Source organism: Streptomyces sp. 8N114 (assembly GCF_052245835.1).
GTDB lineage: Bacteria > Actinomycetota > Actinomycetes > Streptomycetales > Streptomycetaceae > Streptomyces.
Genome location: NZ_JBQQBT010000007.1, coordinates 246,314 through 267,286 on the forward strand (window position 1 = coordinate 246,314; position 20,973 = coordinate 267,286).

14 protein-coding genes are annotated in these 20,973 nt (G+C 70.3%); 8 read left to right on the top strand and 6 right to left on the bottom strand.

Going from position 1 to position 20,973, the window contains the following annotated elements; genetic code table 11:
* Nucleotides 1-98: 98 nt before the first annotated feature.
* The gene (locus ACTWQF_RS17815) at nucleotides 99-596 is read right to left on the bottom strand and encodes a hypothetical protein (RefSeq protein ID WP_443280391.1); all 498 of its coding nucleotides are present in this window, start codon (nucleotides 594-596) and stop codon (nucleotides 99-101) included.
* A gap of 514 nt (nucleotides 597-1,110) precedes the next feature.
* Here ACTWQF_RS17815 and ACTWQF_RS17820 point away from each other — a divergent pair.
* A complete protein-coding gene (locus ACTWQF_RS17820) occupies nucleotides 1,111-2,802 on the top strand; it encodes a tetratricopeptide repeat protein (protein ID WP_443280392.1) in 1,692 nt (563 codons plus the stop codon).
* A gap of 204 nt (nucleotides 2,803-3,006) precedes the next feature.
* The gene (locus tag ACTWQF_RS17825) at nucleotides 3,007-3,681 is read left to right on the top strand and encodes a hypothetical protein (protein WP_443280393.1); all 675 of its coding nucleotides are present in this window, start codon (nucleotides 3,007-3,009) and stop codon (nucleotides 3,679-3,681) included.
* A gap of 155 nt (nucleotides 3,682-3,836) precedes the next feature.
* Here the strand turns inward: ACTWQF_RS17825 and ACTWQF_RS17830 are convergent, their stop codons facing one another.
* Both ACTWQF_RS17830 and ACTWQF_RS17835 read right to left on the bottom strand, forming a co-directional pair.
* On the bottom strand, nucleotides 3,837-4,811 hold the full coding sequence (locus ACTWQF_RS17830; protein ID WP_443280394.1) for a PstS family phosphate ABC transporter substrate-binding protein: 975 nt from the start codon (nucleotides 4,809-4,811) through the stop codon (nucleotides 3,837-3,839).
* A 596-nt stretch (nucleotides 4,812-5,407) separates the two neighbouring features.
* The gene (locus ACTWQF_RS17835) at nucleotides 5,408-5,959 is read right to left on the bottom strand and encodes an AAA family ATPase (protein WP_443280395.1); all 552 of its coding nucleotides are present in this window, start codon (nucleotides 5,957-5,959) and stop codon (nucleotides 5,408-5,410) included.
* Between the two features lie 319 nt (nucleotides 5,960-6,278).
* Here ACTWQF_RS17835 and ACTWQF_RS17840 point away from each other — a divergent pair, with 319 nt between their 5' ends.
* Nucleotides 6,279-6,953: an ABC transporter ATP-binding protein gene (locus tag ACTWQF_RS17840; RefSeq protein ID WP_443280396.1), complete on the top strand. Its 675-nt coding sequence runs from the start codon at nucleotides 6,279-6,281 to the stop codon at nucleotides 6,951-6,953.
* Nucleotides 6,954-7,792: 839 nt separating this feature from the next.
* On the opposite strand, the gene ACTWQF_RS17845 is transcribed toward ACTWQF_RS17840, so the two are convergent.
* From ACTWQF_RS17845 to ACTWQF_RS17855, 3 genes are read right to left on the bottom strand one after another with little or no spacing between them, the layout of a single operon-like run.
* The gene (locus ACTWQF_RS17845; protein WP_443280397.1) at nucleotides 7,793-8,614 is read right to left on the bottom strand and encodes an energy-coupling factor transporter transmembrane component T; all 822 of its coding nucleotides are present in this window, start codon (nucleotides 8,612-8,614) and stop codon (nucleotides 7,793-7,795) included.
* Between the two features lie 17 nt (nucleotides 8,615-8,631).
* Complete coding sequence (locus ACTWQF_RS17850; RefSeq protein WP_443280398.1) at nucleotides 8,632-10,425, bottom strand: energy-coupling factor transporter ATPase; 1,794 nt, start codon at nucleotides 10,423-10,425, stop codon at nucleotides 8,632-8,634.
* Nucleotides 10,425-11,018 (bottom strand): ECF transporter S component, encoded by a 594-nt coding sequence (locus ACTWQF_RS17855; protein WP_443280399.1) that lies wholly within the window; start codon nucleotides 11,016-11,018, stop codon nucleotides 10,425-10,427. Before ACTWQF_RS17855 ends, ACTWQF_RS17850 begins: the two co-directional genes overlap by 1 nt.
* Before the next feature lie 268 nt (nucleotides 11,019-11,286).
* Here ACTWQF_RS17855 and ACTWQF_RS17860 point away from each other — a divergent pair, with 268 nt between their 5' ends.
* Genes ACTWQF_RS17860 through ACTWQF_RS17880 form a run of 5 tightly spaced genes read left to right on the top strand, consistent with a single transcriptional unit; the run spans nucleotide 11,287 to nucleotide 20,933 of the window.
* Nucleotides 11,287-12,069, top strand: a complete 783-nt coding sequence (locus ACTWQF_RS17860; protein ID WP_443280400.1) for a thioesterase II family protein — start codon at nucleotides 11,287-11,289, stop codon at nucleotides 12,067-12,069.
* Nucleotides 12,066-13,445: a salicylate synthase gene (locus tag ACTWQF_RS17865; protein ID WP_443280401.1), complete on the top strand. Its 1,380-nt coding sequence runs from the start codon at nucleotides 12,066-12,068 to the stop codon at nucleotides 13,443-13,445. Before ACTWQF_RS17860 ends, ACTWQF_RS17865 begins: the two co-directional genes overlap by 4 nt.
* A complete protein-coding gene (locus ACTWQF_RS17870; RefSeq protein WP_443280402.1) occupies nucleotides 13,442-14,590 on the top strand; it encodes a Gfo/Idh/MocA family oxidoreductase in 1,149 nt (382 codons plus the stop codon). Before ACTWQF_RS17865 ends, ACTWQF_RS17870 begins: the two co-directional genes overlap by 4 nt.
* The gene (locus ACTWQF_RS17875) at nucleotides 14,587-15,357 is read left to right on the top strand and encodes a VOC family protein (RefSeq protein WP_443280403.1); all 771 of its coding nucleotides are present in this window, start codon (nucleotides 14,587-14,589) and stop codon (nucleotides 15,355-15,357) included. The genes ACTWQF_RS17870 and ACTWQF_RS17875 overlap by 4 nt, the downstream gene beginning before the upstream one ends.
* Nucleotides 15,354-20,933 carry an amino acid adenylation domain-containing protein gene (locus ACTWQF_RS17880; protein ID WP_443280404.1) on the top strand — a complete coding sequence of 1,860 codons (5,580 nt, stop codon included), beginning with the start codon at nucleotides 15,354-15,356 and terminating at the stop codon, nucleotides 20,931-20,933. The genes ACTWQF_RS17875 and ACTWQF_RS17880 overlap by 4 nt, the downstream gene beginning before the upstream one ends.
* Nucleotides 20,934-20,973 lie beyond the last annotated feature (40 nt).

The following is a 20,973-nucleotide window of genomic DNA, read 5'->3' on the forward strand; positions in this document are numbered from 1 at the left end:
CCCTTGGCGTCGGTGAGGACATGGTGCTTGCTGCTGCCCGGACGTGCTGTGACGCCCTCGGAAGAGGGTCGGTCCCCGTCCGTCCCGGCTCCGCCCGATCAGCGGAGCATTGCCTGTCGCTCCGTGATGCCATGGCGTGAGCGGAGCCGCCTGAGTTCCCACAGACTCACTGCGGTGATGGACAACGGTGCACCGAAGGTGAGGGCCATCCGCGCACCGAAGAACGCGGCGTCGTAGGCGCCGGTGAACAAGTCAGAGACGGCGAGTTCCCACACGAGCACCGTCGCCAGCAGCGGCGGCAGCGTTTCGTGGATATCAGCGGTGCGGAACACATGAACCAGGACCATGGCAATGCCGTAGAGGATGAACGGCACCACCCACATCAGGAAGAAGAGCGAGAAGGCAAGGCGTGCGTAGGCCCCAGGGGACGGCGTCGCGTCACTGGAGATGAGAACGTCCCCGAACACGCCGTTGCCGAGCAGCAGCACGAAGACGATTGAGCAGAGCAGCGCGCACAGCGCTCCCAGCGGTTTCAGCGCGCGCCACAGGAACAGCCGCCGGTTGGGCGGGCGGGTCGCCACGATGAACCCTGCCACGCAGACCGGGGGACGCTCTCGTATTCGACGGGATTGAGGCGGTGACCGCTGCCTTCGGCACGGTCGATGTAGTGGCGAGAGGCCGGACGGCCGGGCGGCATGCCCGGATTGCGAGAAGTACCGTGAGCTGGTCGCCGTCGCATGTGTCCTCATCACCCAGCGCGTGTATTGCACCGAGGACCACGTCACCTCCTGCGAAGATGGTGGGTGTGACCAAGGAGTAGATCGCCGAAGCGGCGCTCTTGGCCGCAGCCTGCGCGCCGGCAGCTCCGGTGCACACGGGGCTCTGCACTCAAGCTCTTCAACGCGGCGGAGAGGGACCGTGCGGACAGCGCCGGAGCTGGATAACTCCAGCGCGGGAACGGAGCCAACGCCAACGGTAGGGAGCCACCGCCTACTCCGGCCTTGGCGACGGCGGCGGAGATCGCCGGAGGGCTTCGCGCTCGATCTGTCCCGACACCGGTCAAGCAGCCTGACGTGACGTGACGTCGGGCGATGTTCCGAGGGAGGCTCGATGACTTACTACTACGACCTCGGCCGCTACACCCGGCCGGTGTCGACCGGGGTGGGCGAGGCGCAGACCTGGTTCGACCGCGGCCTGCTGTGGAGCTATGCCTTCAACCACGAGGAAGCGATCGACTGCTTCGAGCGGACCCGCGAACTCGACCCGGAGTGTGCCATGGCTTCCTGGGGCATCGCCTACGCCTTGGGACCCAACTACAACAAGCCCTGGGAACGCTTCGACCCGGCCGATCTCGAGACCAGCGTCTCCCGGGCGTTCGAGGCGTCTGCCCAGGCGGAGCGTCTCGCGCACAGGGCCACGCCCGTCGAGCGGGCGCTCATCGGCGCGCTCCGGCATCGTTATCCCCGGTCGGAGGCGGTGTCGGACCTCTCGGTGTGGAACCACCGTTACGCCGAGGCGATGCGCCCGGTGTACGCCGAACATTCCGAGGATCTCGACGTGATCACGCTGTTTGCCGACGCGCTGATGAACCTCACCCCGTGGCAGCTGTGGGACCAGCGCACCGGTGAGCCGGCCCCGGGATCCTTTGCTGTGGAGGCGCGTGCCGTACTTGACCACGCACTGGAACTGCCGGGCGGGCCGGATCACCCGGGCGTGCTGCACATGTACATCCACCTGATGGAGATGTCGTCCGTGCCGGAGCAGGCCCTGCCGATGGCCGATCGACTGCGCGATCTCGTCCCCGATGCCGGCCACCTCCAGCACATGCCCACGCACCTGGATGTCCTTTGCGGTGACTACTCCCGCGTGGTGTCCTCCAACGCGCGCGCGATCGAGGCGGATGAAAAGTCCGTGACGCGTTCCGGCCCGATGAACTTCTACACGCTCTACCGCTGCCACAACTATCACTTCAAGATCTACGGCTCGATGTTCCTCGGGCAGCGGGCAGTCGCGCTGCAGACGTGCAGCGAACTCGAGGCGGCGGTTCCTGAGGAGCTCCTCGGCGTGCAGGTGCCACCGATGGCGGACTGGCTCGAGGGCCTTCTCCCCATGCGCATGCACGTGCTGGTCCGCTTCGGCATGTGGCAGGAGATCCTCGACGCAGAACTGCCGAGGGACCCTGAGCTCTACTGCGTGACCACGGCGATGATGCACTACGCGAAGGCAATCGCCCACGCCGCCTCCGGCCGGCTGGAGGCAGCCGAGGCTCAGCGGGCGCTCTTCGAGGAGGCGGCGGGGCGGGTCCCGGAGTCGCGCACGCTGTTCAACAACACCTGTCAGGACATCCTTGCGGTGGCGGCCGCGATGTTGGAGGGCGAGGTGGAGTACCGCAAGGGCAACGTCGATGATGCCTACGCCGCGCTGCGGCGGTCGATCGAACTCGATGACAACCTTCCGTACGACGAACCCTGGGGGTGGATGCAGCCGACCCGACACGCCTACGGGGCACTGCTGTTGGAGCAAGGCCACGTCGAAGAGGCCGCAGCGGTGTATCGGGCCGACTTGGGCCTGGACGGCACCATCCCACGGTCCCAGCAGCACCCGAGCAACGTCTGGAGCCTGCACGGCTACCACGAGTGCCTGGTCCGGCAGGGCCGCGGGGGAGAGGCCGCCATCATCGAACAGCAGCTACGCCTCGCCCAGGCCAGGGCTGACGTCCCGATCAATGCCTCCTGCTTCTGCCGACTGTCGGCTGTCGGGGAATCGCCCTGTGGCACCGGGTTTGCCGGAGGCTGCCACTGACAGATCCCGCTGCCCGCGTGGACGGTCCGACGGCGGGACCGAAGCGGCACCGGCACACACAGCTCGTCCGGGAGGCGCTCGATACGGCAGTCACACAGCGCAACAAGTCCTTTCGCCGGCCTGTACCAGAGCAGTGCCGCGACTCCCACCGCCACTTGCGGCACAGACACCTGAGCGCGCAGATCGGGCAGGACAATGGGGCGCATGGTCAGGGGAGAGTGGACGTATGCCGGTACGGAGCTGGCGTGGCTCCAGGAGCGTCTCGACGAGTCTGATGGCGGGCAAGAGCACGTGGTGTCCGAGCTTGTGCCGGTCGGGTTCGAGGCGTACGTGCGCGTCTTTCACCGGTTCGAGGCCACGGACGGGTCGGGCCGTACCCGCACGTGGCAGGTGATGGCCGACGACCATGGCATCTCCTTCCACGCGGAGCTTTCGCATCTGTCGCTCCCCAACGAATGCCGCATACCAGGGGAGCTGCTGTGGCAGACAGAGGAAGGGGCTCTTGATGACCGCAGCCGGCGGGCGCTTGCGAGGCTCCTTGAGGCGGTAACGGGTGACCAGGCCGTCTACTTCGCTTATGACCTGGCGGCTCTCTGCCGTGGCGCGGAGGAGCCGCTTGTTTACTGTTCCTCGATGGCCGGCCTGGAGTCCGTGCGTGAGGGGACGGAGGAGACCGTGGGGGACAGCGGACCTGAGTTCTGGTGGCCGCAGGACCGCAGATGGGTGGTCACGACCGACTACGACCTTCTCTCTACGTACATCGGCTGCTCGGCTGCGACCGCTGAACTGATCCTGGGCGATGACGAGCTCGAGGCTCTGCCCGTCACACCCCGGACACGCGTCGACTGGTACGCCGACCGGCAACAGCCTCGGCCGTAAAAGCGATCCGCGGCCCAGCCGGCCGACGCTACGAGCCGCCGGACCGCGCTCACCAACGCGCGCTCGGTCACCACCCGGCTGTTTCACCCATGCCGAACAGGGCTACAACCACTGCCGGATCGGCAATTTCGGTGCCCCCCGGTGGAGGCGCGGGGTCACCCGGCCGCTTCTTTCAGTCTCTTGAGGTCCGCCCTGAGCTTGTCCTCCTGCTCGGAGTTGAGCGGGATGAACTGGGTGCTCGCCGTGATCTGGGCGTGATGCTCGACGAAGTATTCGACGAAGTCCTCCACCTCCGGACGCTTGAGCGCCTTGACGGTGGGATAGATGAACAGCGGCCGGGACAGCGGCTTGTATGTGCCGTTCTGCACGCTCGTGATGCTAGGGACGACACAGCCACCCCCACCGTTGATCATGAGGGATTTGAGGTCGCTCTGGTTCTCCTCGAAGTAGGAGAAGCCGAAGTAGCCCATTCCGCCCCGGGATCCGGAGACGCCCCGAACCGTGTCGTTGTCGTCCGCGGTGGACTTGTAGTCGGTGCGGGAGGCACCCTCTTTTCCGTTGATGGCCTTGGTGAAGTAGTCGAAAGTGCCCGAGTCGGTGTCTGGACCGAAGAGCTTGAGGGGCTCGTTGGGGAATCTCGGGTCGACCTGCTGCCAGTTCGTGATCCCAGAGCCGGGTTCCCAGATCTTCTTCAACTGCTCGGTTGACAGGCAGTCCACCCAGTGCACGTTCTTGTTGACCACGACGGTCAGAGCGTCATTGGCGACGGAGAGTTCGTCGTGCCTGACGTCGTTCTTCTCGCATGCCGCTTTCTCCGTGTCTTTGATCACGCGCGATGCATCGGCAATGTCCGTGGCGCCCGCACAGAACTTCTTGAAGCCCCCACCGGTCCCGGAGGTCCCCACGGTGACCTGGACCTTGGGCTGCTCATCGGCGTAGGACTCCGCGGCGGCCGTGGACAGCGGGGCGACAGTGCTGGAGCCGTCCACCGTCACCTTGCCCGCGAGTTCCTCGTCCTTTGCCGATCCGGACCAGGCATCGATGGTCCCGCATCCGCTCAACGCGAGGACGGTGATAAGGGCCAGTATGGTGATCCCGACGATCGCTCTCGGCCTCCTGGATGCATCCACGTTTCCCGTCCCTTGGCATCGGCCTAATGCAGACGGCTGGCGCGGAGGAATTGCCTGAGATGGTTCCCGGCCAGCAACTCGATAGAAGAGTGGCCATACGAATTCCAGGTGCACGGAGTGTGGCCCAGGAGTGAACCGTGGACGTGACCATATCGACGGTCCCTGTTACTGAGGGTGACTGCGACCTCTCTGGTCAGGGGATCCGGAACCCATGCTGGAACGGGGGGATCGCGCTGCGGCCCGTGCCTAGTTCAGCCTCCTCTCCGGGACACGCCTGTGCGTGATCGCCCCACGTCGAGGGAATCGCCGCCCGAACCGGCCACACCGTCGGCATGCCCGAGGGAGCCGCCGTACGGGACATGATCAGCACCTTCTCCGAGCATGATCAGTGCCTTCTCCGAGATGGACGAACGCCACGGCGGCCAGCACGGCCGCAGCGCCCTGGTCACCTACCTGCGCGATGACGTCGTCCCCTGTGCCGGGCCCGCTTCCCGCCCGCATCGACCTACAGGATCGGCCAGGGAGGGAGCGTGGGCTGTGCGGGAGAGGGAGCGGGTCCTGAGGCTGTCCATTCCGAGGGTTGCGACGGGCGGCAGTCAGGCCACCAGAGCGCGCCCGCGAGCTTCGTGGATGATCTGATCGGCAGTTTCGTCGGGAGTGAGAGCCGCGGTGTCGAACCACCAGCCGATCTCGCCGAGCTCGCGCTTCATGCCGGCGTCAAGGGCTTCATAGCCGTCGAAGTCGAACCGCTCGCGTGGATCCCTGATGGTGTTGCGGTGCCTGCACACGTTGATGCCCGGCGCAAGGACGACGAACAGGACCTGCCGAGCCGGGAGAAGGCTCAAGAAGAAGTCCAATTGCCTGCGGTCGGGAATCACCCAGTCGATCACGGGCGTGAAGCCGGCATCGGTGAAGTTGTTCGCCAGTATGCACAGGTTGCGGTTACACAGCTCCACTTGCCGCGCTGCTTCGTCGGCAGGTTCGCCCAGGGCTCCGACACGACCACTGACGATCAGCCTGCTGATCTGGTCGCCGTCGAGCCGGGCGGAGCGTGGCAGGCGCTGGGCGACAAGCCTGGTCACCGTCGACTTCCCGGCCCCGGGCATCCCCGTCACGATCAGGCAGCTCGACGTCTCAGCAGCGATCATGCCGGCAGCCTGTCAAAGGGGCGTGCTGGTCGACAACCGCCTTCCCAGGGCGTGATCACTGGCTCAGGAGAGGGGATGAGCTGCCTGGGCTGGGCGGCCGGGTGCGCCATTACTGGCGGTCTCGCCTTCCTCTCCCGCAACATCATCCCCGACCAGTTCACCACCTGGTTCGGCATGAAGCCGGCCACCGGCGGTCGTGTGGTCGGCGCTCGGGCCGACCGAGGACCACGGAGCAGGGTGGTCCCTTCCGACGTTCGTGACGGTGTCGCAGACGAAAGTTGCTAGTGGCCCGGACGCAGGCGGTGGTGCGGTTGTCGGCATGATCGAAACCTTCCATCTCACGAAACGACATCGAGCGATCACCGCTGTCGATGACCTCTCGCTCACCGCCCCGGACGGGAAGGTGACCGGATTCGTCGGACCTAACGGCTCGGGCAAGACGTCCACGATGCGTATGTTGGTCGGCTTGGACCGTCCGACCTCCGGCAGCGCCACCATCGACAGGCGTCCGCTGCGGGAAGGCCGGCGGCCGCAACATGTGGTGGGGGTCGTCCTCGATGCGCGCAGCGCGCCGGAGGGCATGAAGGCAAGGGCTCACTTGCGTTGGCTGGCTGCCGCCGGCCGCATTCCCGATCGGCGGGCCGATGAGCTGCTGGAAGAGGTCGGCCTCGCCTCGGCGGCGTCACGGACGATCGGCGCCCTCTCGATGGGGATGCGGCAGCGCCTCGGGATCGCGGCGGCCCTGCTGGGCGACCCGGGCACGCTCATTCTGGATGAGCCGGTCAACGGGCTCGACCCCGACGGTGTGCGATGGCTGCGCAGTCTCGTGCGCCGGCTCGCGGCGGAGGGCCGCTGCGTACTGGTCTCGAGCCACCTGATGGCCGAGATGCAGCAGACAGCGGACCGCGTGGTCGTGATCGGGGCGGGGAAGCTGCTGGCCGAGTTCGAATCGGCGATCTGGACGAGCAGACCTCGCTTGAAGACGCCTACATGAGCTCACCGCGGGCGTCGCCCAGTACCGTGCCGGCACGACGGGGGGGGGACCGGGCGTTGAGTGCCCCGGTACCCGTCGGGACCACCCAGGCGCCGGGGATCGAGGCGACGTTCCTCTCGGAGTGGCGCAAGATGCGTGCTCTGCGTTCGACCCCGATCGGCGTCGTGGTGATGCTGCTGGTCAGTGCCGGTGTCGGGGTCTTCCTGACGTTGGTCGGTGACAGCGGGGCCATCGCCAAGGCGCAAGCGCGGGGGGACTATTCGGTCATCTTCTACAGCTCGGGGGTGACCACATGGGCGTTCGCGTTCCTGGCCGCGGGTTTCGTCGCCTCAGAGTTCCGCGGGATGGGCGAATCGACGTTCGTGGCGACCACCCGGCGCGGCGTGTCCTCGCCGTCAAGCTCCGGGAGCGGTAGCGCCTCCAGCGGTCACGACCTGAGGTACGGCACAAGCCGGACCGGCGATATTCCATCGGCGTTTAGGGACGGCTGCACCGGTCTTGGTGGCGAAGGTGCGGTCGACGGGCACCTTCGCCGTCCGGCACCGCTCGCGGTCCCCGTACCGGCGTCGGCCGCCGGCCAGCGGCCGTGTTGGAGCAGGCGGGATCACCCTTCGGAGGAACAACTCTCCCAGCTCGTCCGGCACCATGCGCTCGACCAACTGTTCATGGGGGAGTGGGTGGTTGGGGTGAATTGTGTCAGGGGGTTTATGGGAATTTGCGCGGTGGCTGCTGCCACTTGCGCGGGTGGGGTCCGGGGCCGCACGGTTCGGGGCGGTCCTGTACGTGCACAGCGCCGCAGGCGGTGACGTTTGCGAGCGTCGGCGCCGCAGTACCGCGGGTCACCATCGGCCGACCGAGGCAATGGCGGCCGTCAGCGCCAAGGACAGTGCGGCGTACAGGGCGTCGGCCTTCGTGAAGCGCATTACGGTGCGCTCGGTGCGATGCTGGTGGGCGCCGAAGCCGCGGGCGTCCATCGCCAGTGAGACCCGCTCGGCGTGCCGGATGCCACCGGCCATGAGGGGCACCATCATGCGTGCCCATCGGCGCGCGGCGTTCAGCGGGCCGCGGCCTACAGTTGCCCCGCGGGTGCGGTGGGCGTCCTGGATGGTTGCGGCCTGTGCGCGGAAGACTGGGACGAACTGCAGCCCAGCCAGGGCCGCGTAGGCGAAGCGATAGGGGACGCGGGCCTGCGTGACGAGTGCGACGCGCAGCCGCTCGGGTGAGGTTCCGGCACCGGCCAGCAGGGACAGGACGACGATCGCCCCGAGCCGGAAGGCGATGAGTGCCCCGTAGCGCACGGCGCCTTCGCTGAGGTTCAGCGGTCCCCAGGAGACGGCCGTCGGGGTGCCGGCGGCCGTCTCCGCCGAGGCGAGCAGCGAGAACAGCACGGTGAACCAGCACAGGGCGAGACCGGCAACGGCCAGCGCCGCCACGGCGGGCCCGGGACGGGGCAGGGTCCCCGCGAGGTAGGCCACCGCCGCAGCGCAGAGCAGGCCCGCCGGTACGCGTGGGTCCTGGGCCAGGTAGGCGACGCCCATGGCCAGGAGGGCGACACCGAGCTTCACCAGCGGGTTGATGTGGCCTAGGAAGCCGCGGTGGGAAGGCGGAGGCGGGAGGGGGCCGGGTGTACCGGTGCCTGCGGAGTGGGTCGCGTGCGTCATGTCCGGTCCTGCTTGCGTCATGTCGGGTCCCGTTCGAAGGCGTTGGCTGGCAGATCCCGGAAGCCGCAGACCCGGCCCCATGAGGGATACCGACCGGCCAGTATGGAGGCGAACCTGCGTACTGGCGGGGGACGAAGGCCCGCCCGCTCCAGCAGCGCGTCGTCGCTCAGGAGCTCCCGCACTCCTCCCTGGGCGAGCAGGCGGCCGTCGGCCAGTACCGCGAGCTGCGTGGCGTGGTCGGCCACCAATTGCAGGTCATGGGTGACGGCCACCACAGTGGTGCCCGCTTCACGTATCTGTGCGACCAGCTCGAGCAGTTCTCGGCTGCTGGCCTGGTCCTGGGCGAACGTGGGCTCGTCCATCAGCAGCAACGCGGGACGGGTGATCAGGGCGGTCGCGACAGAGAGGCGGCGCTTCTCCCCGTGCGAGAGGAGGAAGGGGCTGCGGTCGGCGTGAGCGGTCAGACCGAAACGCTTCATGGCGTCGGCCACACGGTCTGCGGTCTCTTTCTCGCCCACTCCGCCGACTTGCAGGCCGTGCGCGAGCTCGGCCAGGACCGAACCGGTGACAAACTGGTGCTCCGGATTCTGGAAGACGTATCCCATCCGGGACGGGGACCGCACCGTTTGCTTTCTGCTGACAGGCTGACCATCCACCAGCACTGCTCCCGACGCCGGGCGTATGAGTCCCGCCATGGTGCGCAGCACCGTGGTCTTTCCCGCCCCGTTGGGGCCGACGACGGCGAGGAAGTCACCGGGCGCAGCGGCAAGGGAGACCTCCTTGAGCACGGTCCGGCCGTCGCGGCGCACGGTCACCTCGCGGAGCGCTGCTGCCGGGCCGTCACCGTCCGGCGTACGGATGGCGTCGCCGGTGCCCACCGGACGCGGCGGCTCCGGGACGGCCGCATGGGCGAGGACCGATTCGGCGAGGTCTTCCGGTGTCAGCGGCGGGTCCGTGGCTTCGGCGAGCGGGAACCCGGTGCGCTCCGCGATCTCCACAGCTGCCGGACGCCAGCAGCCCAGTTCGTGGAGCAGTCGGGCATGGCGGCCGAAGACCTGTCCGGGCGGGCCTTCGGCACGTACCCGGGCCCGGGCGTCGAGCACGATGACGCGGTCGACCGCGGATACGGCGTCGTCCAGCTGGTGTTCGATGAGCAGCGTCGTGGTGCCCTCGGTGCGTGTGCGGGCCAGTACGCGGTAGAAGTCGCGGACTCCGAGGGGGTCCAGATTGGCCGTCGGCTCGTCGAGGACCAGCACTGCGGGGCGTAGCGCCAGCGCGCAGGCGAGCGCCAGTCGTTGCCGCTGGCCGCCGGAGAGGGTGCCCGGATCGCGGGCAAGCCCTGCCGGGTCCGTGCCCAGTCCCACGGTGCGCAGTGCCGCGACAGCGCGCGGGACGATCTCCTCGGCCGGCACAAGAATGTTCTCCAGGCCGAAGCACACCTCATCCAGCACGCTGCGCGTGACCACCTGGGCGTCGGGATCCTGGAAGACCATGCCGACCTCCGCACACAGACGGGCGACCGTCGTGGTGCGGCTGTCCATGCCGCGAACGGTGACGGTGCCGTCCAGGTCGGCGGGAACGCTGTGCGGAACGAGCCCGTTCAGGGTGAGCGCGAGGCTTGACTTCCCCGCGCCGGAGGGACCGAGTAGCAACACGGTCTCGCCGGTGCGCAGTTCCAGATCCGTGCCGTCGCCCGTCCAGTCCTCGGATGCGTGATGACGTACCCGGACCCGGTGCAGCCGGACCAGTGGTTCGGCGCCCGGGAGAGCGGGGTCACCGGGCGGCTTCGGATGCGTCCGCGTACGCTCCATCAGCTGCGACCCTCCGTGGCCGAGCCGGGCGTGGGGGAGTCGGGCGCACGGTGCACGACCGTGCCGACACCGGCCTTGCGCAGCCGCGCGGCCAGCCGTGCCGATGCGACGGCGAAGACAACGGAGCTGGCCAGCGCGGCGACGATCATGCTGATGAGTACCAGCGGGGAGAGGCTGTTGAAGCCGAGGAACCCGGCTGTCCACAGGCCACTGATCACGCCGATCACCGCTCCGGAGAGGGCGAACATCCCGGTGCCGAGGCGGCGGAAACGCGTGATGAGGAAGGGCAGTTCCAGCAGCAGCCCCCACAGCGCCATCATCACGATCATGAAAGGCCCGTAGCCGGAGCCGAAACCGGCCACCAGGCCGGAGACGGTACTGGCCATGATGCCGGCGCCCGCCCTCGGCAGCAGGGCGACCGCGACGAGCGCGGGGAGCACCCACAGTCCGTAGCAGAGCGCTACCAGTACCGGGAGCGCTGCCGTCGCGTTGGCCAGCAGGTTCGCCGGGATCAGGACGAGGCCGAACGCGGCGCCGACGGCCACACAGGTCATGGATGTCCGGGTGTTGAAGGGTACGGCGTTCGAGGCCATGGCGACTCCAAGGTCGTGACTGGGTGACTGGGGCATGAGCGGTGCTCGGGGCCGTGAACGTGCGTACGTACGCGGCAGGTTGGGGTGCACCTGTGCCGGGCGGGGCAAGCGCGGCGACAGTTTATAGTATTGACAATCATTTTCAATAAGCCTTGTATGGGGTTGCGCGCCCATGCCGCTCCCGCACCTCTGGGCGATCGACGCACCGCGTGCACCGGGCGTGCGCTGCGGGCGGCCATGGAGCGGCCAAGGAGAGGAGAAGCTGTACGTGACGGACCGATGGTTGCGCTGCCGAACAGCGCGCACCGGCGCTGAAGTCCGCGTTGTCTGCCTGCCCCACGCCGGCGGCACGGCCGGTCCGTACGCGGCGTGGGGGACGGGGCTGCCGGAGAGCGTCGAGCTCTCCGCGGTGCAGTACCCCGGGCGCGAGGACCGGATCTCGGAGCCGCCGGTGGGGGAGCTGGAGCCGCTGTTGTCCGGCTTGTGCTCCGCGCTGCTGCCGCTCACCGACCGCCCACTGGTGCTGTTCGGGCACAGCCTCGGAGCCCTGGTGGCGTATGAGGCTGCCCGTCGCCTGACGGCACTGGGCGCCGCGCCGGCGCATCTGGTCGTCTCCGGGCGCCGCGCCCCGTCGCTGCCCGTCGGCGGTGATCTGCACACCCGCTCCGACGACGCTCTGGTCGCCGAGCTGCGCAGGCTGGGCGGCACCCACGACGCACTGCTGCGCGACCCGGTCTTCCGCTCGGTGTATCTGCCCGCCGTCCGCGCCGACTTCCGGCTCGCCGAGACCTACCAGCACGTGCCGGGACCGCCGCTGGACTGTCCTGTGACGGCCGCGATCGGCGACAGCGACACCGAGGTCGACAGCCCGCAGGCGGAGCGCTGGTCGGACCACACCGCCGGACGGTTCGCGCTGCGGACCTTCTCCGGCGGTCACTTCTACTTCAACCCCGGCCGGGAGCCGGTGCTGGGCCTGCTGCGGGACGTCGCCCGCTCGGCCGGCACTCCCGCCGTCCCCGGCCGCTCCGCGGAAAGCGAGACACTTTCGTGAGACACCAGCACGTCCTGCTCGAACGGCAACTCCTGTTCGACGGCGATCCCGTCGCCACCGCAGCCGCGTTGAGCGCGGAGACGGCCGAGCCGTACCTCCTGTACGAGTCGGGCGGTGCGGTCTCCTGGGCGGAGGGCGAGGCGGCCGTGGTGGAGGTCGGCGCCGATACGGTCCGGCTGAGCGGACGGGCCGCACCGCAGGAACGAAGCGTGCCCGCCGGGACCCATCCGCTGGCCACCGCCGGGCAGCTGCTGGACTCGCTCGCCGAGGGCGGCGCGGGTGTACACGGATGGATAATGTTCGAACTCGCCCACGCCTGCCTGGGCGTTGCCCCTGCGGGGCGGCCACTGGCCCGGTTCGTCCTGCCCGAACGGGAGGTCCGGCTGGGCGCTTCGGGGACGATCCTGCGAGCCGCGGACATCGGCGGCCTGGATGTGCTGGAGCGCCGCCTGTACGCGGCGGCCGAACGTGCCGAGGCCCCGGCCGCCTCCCGGATCAGCGTGGACCTGGACGAGAACGCGGCGCGTTACCAGGACGGCGTCCGTGCCGCAGTGCGTGCCATCCGGGCCGGAGAACTGGACAAGGTCATCCTCTCCCGGACAGTGCGGGTTCCCGGCGCTGTGGACCTGCCCGCCACCTATCTGGCGGGGCGCCGCTCGCATGAGCCCGCCCGGTCCTTCCTGCTGGCCCAAGGCGGTTGGGAGGCTGCCGGGTTCAGCCCCGAGATCGTCGCCAGGGTCGGCGCCGACGGCACCGTCACGGCGCAGCCCCTGGCCGGAACCCGCGCGCTGACCGGAGACCGGGCCCGGGACGCGGCACGCCGCGCCGAGTTGTACCGCGACGCGAAGGAGGTCTACGAACACGCCGTCTCCGTGCGGCTCGCCCAGGCCGAACTGGAGACGGTGTGCTCCGCGGGGACCGTACGCACCGAGGAGTTCATGGCCGTCAAGGAGCGCGGCAGCGTGCAGCACCTCGCCTCCGTGCTGCACGGCCGGCTCTCGCCCGGAGCCACCCGGTGGGACGCGCTCGCCACGCTGTTCCCCGCGGTCACCGCCTCGGGTATACCCAAACCGGCCGCCGCTGAGCTGATCCGTCGCACCGAAGGAGAGGCACGGGGCCTCTACAGCGGTGCGGTCGTCACCCTGGATGCCGAGGGTGTCCTGGACGCCGCGCTCGTCCTGCGCGCCGTACTGCGCCGCGACGGCCGCACCTGGCTGAGGGCGGGCGCCGGGATCGTCGGCGACTCCACACCGGAGCGGGAGTTGGAGGAGACCCGGGAGAAACTGCGGGCGGTCAGCGGCCACTTGGTCCCCGCTCCGGCGCCGGAGCAGCCGGCCCGTACTCGGCCCATGGCCACCGTGGAGGCCGCCTCATGAGCGCCCCGCGGCGACCGCTGCGGGTGGTCGTGGCCGGAACCGCCTTCGGCCGGATCTACCTGGATGCCGTACGTGCCGACCCGGCCGGCTTCGAACTCACCGGCGTACTGGCCCGCGGCGGCGACTACTCCCGCAACCTGGCCCGCCGGGCGGGCGTTCCGCTGTACACCGCAGCCGACCAGATACCCGACGACACCGATGTGGTGTGCGTCGTCGTCCGGTCCGGGGCGACCGGAGGCCCCGGCTCCGAAATCGCACGTGCCGTACTGCGGCGCGGCATGCATGTGCTCCAGGAGCACCCCGTACACCCCGGGGAACTCGCGGACAACATCCGGGCAGCGCGCGAGGGGGATGCGGCCTACGCGGTCGGCACCCTCTACCCGGACCTGGCGCCGGTGCGCGCGTTTCTCGCGGCAGCCGAGGTGCTGCGCGCCCGCGTTCCGGTCCGGTTCGTGGACGCCGCCTGCAACAGCCAGGTCGCCTACCCGCTGCTGGACGTACTCGGCCGAGCCGTCGGCAGCCTGCGCCCCTGGGCGTTCGACGCCGACGCGGCGCCCGGCCCGGAACTCGCCGGCCCCGCACAGGGGCCGCAGCCGTTCCGGACGCTGCATGCCGTGACGGGCGGGATCCCGGTCACCCTCCGGGTGCAGAACGAGGTGCACCCCGACGACCCGGACAACCACTCCCACCTGCTGCACCGCATCGCACTGGGCACCGATGCCGGGGTGCTCACCCTCGCCGACACCCACGGTCCCGTCCTGTGGAACCCCCGGCTGCACGCCCCCCGGGACGCGACCGGCCGCCTGGTGCTCTCCGGACCCGGTACGGAGCGTCTGGCCACGCCCTCCACTGTCCAGCTGTACGGCGCCGCCGACAGCTACCACCAGGTGTTCGCCCGGCTGTGGCCGGAAGCCGTGCTGGCCGCCTTGCACCGGCTGCGGGACGCGATCGCCGACCCGGCGCTGCGCCCCGTCGCCGGTCAATGGGCGCTGTCCGTCTCCCGCTGCTGGGCCGACCTGACGGCACGGCTGGGCATGCCGGAGCTGATCCGGCCCGGCGAACCGCCGACAGTGCCGGTGACCGAGCTGGAGAGTGCGGTCGCCTCCGCCGTCGCCTCCGCCTCCGCGGGGGGTGTCACCCGATGAGCGACAGCATCCCGGCCCCCGGCGGTGGGGCCACCCTCGGCTGCAGTCACGTCCTGCTCCGGGTGCACGATCTGCCCCGGGCGGTGGCCGACTTCCGCGCCGCCGGGTTCGAGGTTGCCTACGCCACCGCGCCGGAGGACAAGGCGCTGCACGCCCATGTGTGGTTCCCCGAGGGGCCGGTGATCGAGCTGCTCAGCACGCCGCGCGGCGCTCGCTGGTTGCGGCTTCCGGTCAGCCTCCGCTTCGGGCGGGGAGCGGGCGGGCGGATGGTGCGCTGGGCGCGGCAGGAGGAGGGCTTCTGCGATCTCGCGCTGCTCGTCGATCAAGCCGCTCTCATCGCCCGGCTGCGTGAACTGGCCGCACAGGGCGTGCCGTTCGGACGCATCGTGCGCTGGAACCGCCGCCGCCCGGACGGCGCCACCACCCGCTTCAGCTTCGCCTACCCGCGCGCCGGACGGCTGCCGTTCCTGGTCACGCCCTACGACCCGCCGCAGCATCCGGCTCACGTACGGCATCCCAACGGTGCGCGGGCGCTGACCACCGTCGTGCTCGGTGTCAGTGCGGCGGACCTGCCCGCCGTACGGCGGCTGGTCGGCGACGCACCCGGCATCCGGCTGGAGGAGGCCCCCACCACCGGCGTACGCGCCCTCCACCTGGCCGGACTGACCGCACCGCCTCAACCGGAACTGCTGCACGGCGCCGTACTCCGCCCCGCCGGTGCCGAAGTACCGCACACTCCACACCACGAGGGACCGAGCACATCATGACCGCACCCACCACCACCGCCACGACGGCGGCCGGCATCATCGACGAACTGCTCGCCCTCGGCGTCGAGTTGTGGAGCGACGAGGGACAGATCCGGTTCCGTTCGCCGCAGGGCGTGCTGACCGCGGAACGGCGGGAGGCACTGCGCGCCCACAAGGCGGAGATCGTCGCGCTGCTGGAGGCCGAGGGCACGGCCGGCACGGTCGTCGCCGATCCCGAGGCCGCGGCCGAACCCTTTCCGCTGACCGATGTGCAGACCGCCTACCTGCTGGGACGCCGTGACTCCTTCGGACACGGCGGGGTCGCCTGCCACGGCTATCTCGAGGTCGGATACCCGTCACTCGACCCGCGCGCCCTGGAGGACGCCTGGAACGCGCTGATCGCCCGGCACGGGATGCTGCGCGCCGTCGTCTCGGAGGACGGCTACCAGCGCGTACTGCCCGAGGTGCCGCGCTGCCGGATCGCCGTCACCGACCTGCGTGAGAAGTCGGAAGTGGTGGCGGACCACTTCGAGTCCGTACGTGCGCAGCTGGGACACCGTACGTATGACACCACCCACTGGCCCCTGTTCGAGCTGCGGCTGAGCCGCACCCCGGACGGCGATGTACTGCACTTCTCCCTTGACTCCCTGGTGGCCGACTGGGGCAGCGCGGCCATCCTGCTGGACGAACTGGATGTCCTCCTGGCCTCCGACGACCCGGCCGACACCTCGTCGCTGCCGCAGCCCGCCATCTCGTTCCGCGACTACGTCCTCGCCGAACGGGGCCTGCGCGAGACCGCGCGCTACCGCCGCGACCGGGACTACTGGCGATCCCGTCTCTCCGCCCTGCCCGCGGCACCCGACCTTCCCCTCGCCACCGGCCCGCAGGCCGGGACCCAGGGCCCGCCCCGCTTCGAGCGGCTCACCCACCGGATGGCCGCCGACGCCTGGGACCGGCTGCGCGCCCACGCCGCCGAGCGCGGGCTGACCCCCACCAACGTGGTGCTCGCCGCCTACGCCTCGGTGCTGGACCGGTGGAGCCGCCGCTCGTCGTTCACCGTCAACCTCACCCTGCTCAACCGGATGCCGCTGCACCCCGATGTGGACCGGCTGGTCGGGGACTTCACCTCCGTCACCCTGCTGGCAGTCGACGGCCTGGCGGACAGCGGGTTCGCCGAGCGTGCGGCCCGGCTGGGGGAGCGGCTGTTCGCCGACCTCGACCACCGGCTGTACTCCGGCATCGAGGTGATCCGTGATCTGACCCGGGAGCGCGGCTCCGAAGCCGCCCTCATGCCGTACGTCTTCACCAGCGCGCTCGGCTGCGGCCCCGGCTCCTCGGCCGAGAGCGGACGCACCCTGGGCGTGGGCATCACCCAGACACCGCAGGTCTTCCTCGACTGCCAGGTCGGCGACGGCTCCGGGGAGCTGGAGGTCAACTGGGACGTACGGCAGGGGATCTTCCCCCACGGCATGGTCCAGGACATGCTCGAAGCGTTCGCCGCGCTGCTCACCTCCCTCGCCGACGACCCGGAAGCCTGGGACCGGCCTGATGCGGTCGCGCTGCCCGACTGGCAGATACGCGAACGTCAGCAGGCCAACGACACCGCAGGGCCGCTCCCCGACCGTCTGCTGCACCAGGGATTCTTCGCCCAGGCGGACCGCACCCCCCACGCGCCGGCGCTCGTCGGCTCCTTCGGCACGGTGACCTTCGGTGAACTCGCCCGCCGCGCGGGCGCGGTGGCCGAAGCGCTGCACGCGTCCGGATGTGCGGCGGGCGACCGGGTGGCGGTGGTGACCGACAAGGGCCCCGAGCAGGCCGCCGCGGTGCTCGGCACGCTGCTGGCCGGCTGCGGCTACGTCCCCGTCGACACCACCCAGCCCGCACTGCGCGCCCACCGGCTCCTCACCGACGCGCAGGTGCGGCACGTGCTCACCCAGTCGTGGGTGACAGCGCAAGAGTGGCCCGAGCACCTCGGGCACACTGACGTCGACCGCCTGGAACCCGTGGCCCGCATACCGGCAGCGCAGGACGCGTACCCGGGCCCGGACCCGGACCCGGACGCTCCCGCGTACGTGATCTACACCTCCGGCTCCACCGGCGACCCCAAGGGCGTGGTCACCTCGCACCGAGCCGCGGTCAACACCCTGGACGACATCACCGAGCGGTTCGGCATCACAGGCCAGGACCGGGTGCTCCAGCTCGCCCAGCTCGGCTTCGACCTGTCGGTGTACGACGTCTGCGGCGCTCTCGCCGCGGGTGCCGCGCTCGTGCTGCCCGACCCGTCCCGGGGCGCGGACCCCTCGCACTGGGCGGAGCTGGTGGCCACGCACGGCGTCACCGTGTGGAACTCGGTCCCCGCCCAGCTCCATATGCTCGCCGACTACTTGACCGGTGAAGGCGGCGACCTCTCCACGCTGCGGCTCGCGCTGCTGTCGGGCGACTGGATCCCGGTGACGCTGCCCGCGCGCATCGGCAGCCACGCGCCCGGCCTGGAGCTGATCTCCCTCGGCGGCGCGACCGAGGCCGCGATCTGGTCGATCCACCACCCCATCACGGAGGCCGACGCGGAGCGGACCAGCATCCCGTACGGCCTGCCCCTGCGCAATCAGGGCTTCCGGGTGCTCGACGAGGAGGGACGGGACTGTCCCGTCTGGGTGCCGGGGGAGTTGTGCATCACCGGGGACGGGCTCGCCCTCGGCTACTTCGGTGACGAGGAGCTGACGGCCCGTCGCTTTCCCCGCCATCCGCGCGACGGTCAGCGGCTGTACCGGACCGGAGATGTGGGCCGGTATCTGCCCGGCGGGGAGATCGAGTTCCTCGGCCGGGAGGACACCCAGGTCAAGCTGCGGGGCCACCGGATCGAACTGGGCGAGGTCGAGGCCGCCCTGCTCGCCCATCCCGGAGTCGGCACCGCCGCCGCGGTAGTGAGCACCGGTGACAGCGACCGGATACTGCTCGGCTTCGCCGAACCCGCCCGCCGAGCCCCCGACGACGCGCACGCGACGAACACCCGCCTGCGTGAGGCGGCGGCCCGCTACGCCGACCGGCAACTGACCGGCGTCGACCGGAGCACAGTCGCTGAGCACCATGCCGCACTCCACCACGCAGCGCACCTGACGATGCTGCACGCGCTGCACAGCCGTGGCGCCTTCGTCGACCAGGCGAGAGCGCATACCGCGGACGAGGTACTGGAGTCCGCCCGCGTCGCGCCACGGCACCGCTGGCTGGTACGGCGCTGGCTGGCCTCCCTGACCGGCGCAGGGCTGCTGGGCAGGGATGCCGAGGGCCGGTACCGCGCCGCCCGCCAGGTCACGGAGCACGAGGTGGCCGAAGCATGGGAGCGCACCGCGGAAGGGGTGAGCCACGGCCTGTGCACGCCCGCGTATGTGGCCTACCACCGGGCACACGCCGACCGGCTCGACGCGCTGCTGGACGACACCCTCAACCCGTTCGAACTGCTCTTTCCAGAGGGCGAGGATGCCCCGGCGCACGCCGTGTACCGGGACGACGCGCTCTCCCGTTACCTCAACCATGCAGCCGCCGCACTCGTGCACCGCGCCGCCGCCGACCACCGGGCGCAAGGGCCACTGCGGGTCGTGGAGTTGGGCGCCGGTACCGGCGCCACCACCGCGGCCGTGCTGCCGCTGCTCGACGGCTTCGACGTGGACTACCTCTTCACCGACATCAGCCCGTCCTTCCTGCCCCGCGCCAGGAAGACGTTCGAGGGCACCGGTCTGCGGTACGGCGTCTTCGACGCCGACGGCGAACTGCTGCCCCAGGGGCTGCTGCCCAACTCCGCGGACGTGGTGGTGTGCGTCGGCATGCTCAACAGCGCGCACGACACCAGGCAGGCGGTGCGCACCGCCGTGGAGCTGCTGTCTCCTGGCGGGCTCCTGCTTGTCACCGAACCGACCGCGGAGCACCCGCACATCCTGCTCACCCAGGGCTTCATGATGGAGCCGACGGGCGGCGACCGGGAGCTGGGGCAGTGCCCGCTGCTGACGGAGGGCCGCTGGCGGCACCTGTTCGCCGAGGCGGGTCTGGAGGACGTGCTCGCCCTCCCCGGCACGGACCACGCCCTCGATGCTGCCGGGCACCGGCTGTTCGTCCTGCGGGCCAAGGCCGACCGGGCAGCCCTGCGCCCCGACGAGCTGACCGCGTTCTTGGCCGAGCGGCTGCCCGCGCCCATGGTGCCCACCCACCTCCAGCTCGTCGACGCCCTCCCCACCACGGCCAACGGCAAGATCGACCGCAGGTCCCTCGCCCTGCGCCTCCCCGGGGAACTCGCCGGAGCCGCCATGCCTGGCCCCGCCGAACAGGGCGGCCTGGAAGGCCAGTTGTGCGCACTGTGGGCAGCTGCTCTCGGCGCGGCTGCAGTCCGGCCCGACGACAACTTCTACGACCTGGGCGCCGACTCGCTGATCCTGGCCCGGGTCGCGGGACGGCTGCGCGAGGAGATCCCCGAGGCCGCCTCCTTCAGCTACGACGCCCTGCTGCGCCAGATGCTCAACGAGCCCACCGTCACGGCCCTGGCCCGGGCCCTGCGGCAAGCGACCGAGCCCCTTGCCGAGGCCCGGGGCGAAGCGCCGGACACCACCGGCAACGCCCTGCTGGTCCCCTTCGGCGGCAGCCACGGCACGGAAGGCGCAGCGGAGAGGGACGGCACCGTGCGGGTGATGTTCCACGCGGCGCTGGGCACGCTCGACTACTTCCAGCACCTCGGCCGCGCCCTCGCCGGACAGGACCTTGGACCCGTGATCGGCGTCGCCGTCGCGGACGCCGGGAAGTACACCGCGACCGAACCGGAACGCCTGGTGGCCACCGTCGCCGATCAGTACGCCCGGCGGCTGGCCGACGAGGGCTGGACCCGCTTCCAGCTCATCGGCTACTGCCTCGGCGGACTGCTGGCCACCGAGGTGGCCCGCAGGCTGACCGAACGCGGGCTGCAGGTGGTGGATCTGACGCTGGTCGACAGCATCCCGATGTTCTTGGCCACCGACGAGGAACTCGCCTACGAGTCCATCTTCGTCCCCAACCTCGGGCTGGACCCGGTGCCTGCGGTCTTCGGGCCCGACGTTGCCGCCGCCGACGTCTACCGCGCCGTGGAACTGCTCACCGAACGCCACGACGGCGCGATCCCCGCCGGAGCCCTGGCCGCACTCGACGGCGACCCCGGGCTGGCCGCCGTCGCTGCGGCCGCCCGCCGTGCCGCAGCCCGCGACCAGGACGAGCGGCTGGCCGGATACGCCCGCGCAGCGCAGGACAACGCCCAGGTCCCGGTCGACGCCGAACTGGTGCCGGCGCTCTTCCGTACATGCCGGCACAGCATGAAGGCCGCTCACCTCGAACTGGAGCCGTACGCCGGGGACATGACGTTCCTCCGCGCCAAGGAGCAGCAGTCCTTCGGGGTCACCGGAGGCGTCGGGCACCTCGCCGCACCGTTCTGGGAGCGCACCTGCCTGGGCCGGTTCACCGTCACCGACGTGCCCGGCAACCACTTCAGCGTCATCGAGCCGCCCCACGTCCACACCGTCGCCGAACACCTGGCCGCCCCGCTTCGCGCGGCCGGCACCACGCCGCGAGGAGGCGGCCGATGACACAGACACAGGCACAGGCAGAGACTTCAGAAACGTCACC

Coding starts and splice junctions, on each gene's coding strand:
- ACTWQF_RS17820 (WP_443280392.1), top strand. CDS start 1,111: ATGACTTACTACTACGACCTCGGCCGCTACACCCGGCCGGTGTCGACC.
- ACTWQF_RS17870 (WP_443280402.1), top strand. CDS start 13,442: ATGAGCGCCCCGCGGCGACCGCTGCGGGTGGTCGTGGCCGGAACCGCC.
- ACTWQF_RS17855 (WP_443280399.1), bottom strand. CDS start 11,018: ATGGCCTCGAACGCCGTACCCTTCAACACCCGGACATCCATGACCTGT.
- ACTWQF_RS17840 (WP_443280396.1), top strand. CDS start 6,279: ATGATCGAAACCTTCCATCTCACGAAACGACATCGAGCGATCACCGCT.
- ACTWQF_RS17835 (WP_443280395.1), bottom strand. CDS start 5,959: ATGATCGCTGCTGAGACGTCGAGCTGCCTGATCGTGACGGGGATGCCC.
- ACTWQF_RS17850 (WP_443280398.1), bottom strand. CDS start 10,425: ATGGAGCGTACGCGGACGCATCCGAAGCCGCCCGGTGACCCCGCTCTC.
- ACTWQF_RS17825 (WP_443280393.1), top strand. CDS start 3,007: ATGGTCAGGGGAGAGTGGACGTATGCCGGTACGGAGCTGGCGTGGCTC.
- ACTWQF_RS17845 (WP_443280397.1), bottom strand. CDS start 8,614: ATGACGCACGCGACCCACTCCGCAGGCACCGGTACACCCGGCCCCCTC.
- ACTWQF_RS17880 (WP_443280404.1), top strand. CDS start 15,354: ATGACCGCACCCACCACCACCGCCACGACGGCGGCCGGCATCATCGAC.
- ACTWQF_RS17875 (WP_443280403.1), top strand. CDS start 14,587: ATGAGCGACAGCATCCCGGCCCCCGGCGGTGGGGCCACCCTCGGCTGC.